The organism is Mycobacterium sp. 1245852.3, from assembly GCF_001669335.1.
In the GTDB taxonomy this organism is placed as follows: domain Bacteria; phylum Actinomycetota; class Actinomycetes; order Mycobacteriales; family Mycobacteriaceae; genus Mycobacterium; species Mycobacterium europaeum_A.
Map to the genome: position 1 here is coordinate 1 of NZ_LZLL01000580.1, position 1,586 is coordinate 1,586.

Here is a 1,586-nt window from a genome sequence, read left to right on the forward strand (position 1 = left end):
GCCGCACCAACTCGGCCTGTAGCCCTGAGTGCAACAGGGAGATGACCGAGGCCTCGAACTCCGCGAAATCCTCTGGCCCATAGGCCCACATCGCGGCGAGCAGGCTGCCGCCACTGATCCCCGACACCACCCGCACGTGGCGCAGCAGGTCACGATCGGCCAACGCCCGAAGGCACCCCAACCCAAATGCAGTGGCTCGAAACCCGCCACCGGACAACGCCAATCCGATCCTGGGCGCAGCGCTCACGACCCCAGCCCCAGTACTCGGCGCCACCACGACGGCGCCGCATGCTCACCGGCCCACGGAGGTTGATAAAACCCCCCGGGCAGGCCCCCATCGACCACCAGGGTCCTGACCTGGCCGATGGTCGCCGGCCCGTTGACCTGATCGTCACGGTCCACCACACGTACGTACACGTTGGGCACCTGGCCGTCCCCACGCCACCGTTCCCAGGTCGATTCATCGCCGCCTAGGATCAGCATCAACGCGCGTCGGCCGGTTCCCGACGGCGACACAATCCAGCCCATGCCCGCTTCATCGGTGGGGCTGGGCCGCGCCGGTCCGTAGGGGTGGGTGTGCCACATCCCCACGAACCCCACACGATTGATCGAGCGGTTACGGTGGTGCTCGACGAGTTCCTGGGTGCCTTGGGTGCCGTGCGCGAAAAGCAGTGCCGACAACGCACTGTCAGGGGACGGTCCGGCCGCGGTGTCGATGTAGACGCAGCCCACCGCCTCATCGAACGAGCCCAGCAGCATCCCGCCGGTCTCGATCCGTACGCCTCGGGTACGCGCCCCACGGCGCGTCTCGGCCCGCATCTCGGCCAGCGCGGCCGCAGCGATTCGCACCTCGTACCGGCCGTCGGTGATCACGTGATCGTTCGGCCAACGCCACCAACGCTGCCCGGCACCGGCAGTGTCGGTGCCGGGCAGCGCGATCGCGACCGCCGCCATCGGCTCCTCACGTGCGAGATCGGCCAGTTCGCTGATCGCCGCCCAGAACACGCTCGAGGCCAGTGCGTTGGTTTGTATCGCCGAGCCGGTGAACGTCGGCGAGGAACACCCGGGCTCGGGCACGAACATCTCGGTGCGTGGCGGATCGGGGAAGAAGTCCTCCGCGATGTCGCCGACCAACGCCGAGTCTTGGTTCGCGTGGGCGTCGATGGCGATGCGCCGCAGAATGTCGTGCGCGCTGCCGGTGGCGCCCGGGCGCGACACGATGCCCAGGGCGCGCTCCGCGTCGTGGCCGAACAGTCCGGTGAGCACTGGTGGCCACTGCTCACGCGCGCTGGCGCGGGCGGTTTCGATCGCCGCCCGCACACCGACGTCGGCGGTCGCGTCGACCACCAGGTCGTACGCGGGCACCTGGGCATGCTCACCAACGAACATGCCGATCACGTCGCACACCCGAAATCTCACTGTCAGGTCCGACCGCAGGGCGTCCAGTCGGCCGGCCAACTGCCGCGCTTTTGAGTAGCCAATGTCGAAGTCGCGGTAGGGCTGGCGGATCAGGATGCCGGGTTTGACCACACTGTTGTCGACCACAGTCAAGGCGCCTACACCGGCCCGCACGCAGTGCTCGGCGA

2 protein-coding genes are annotated in these 1,586 nt (G+C 68.4%); both read right to left on the minus strand.

Going from position 1 to position 1,586, the window contains the following annotated elements; genetic code table 11:
• The coding region (locus A9W96_RS33495) for a patatin-like phospholipase family protein (protein ID WP_369830879.1) at positions 1 to 277 on the minus strand (277 nt) is incomplete at its 3' end.
• Positions 244 to 1,586: Mov34/MPN/PAD-1 family protein (locus tag A9W96_RS27030; RefSeq protein WP_197499669.1), on the minus strand; the 1,343-nt coding region annotated here is incomplete at its 5' end. The genes A9W96_RS27030 and A9W96_RS33495, both read right to left, overlap by 34 nt.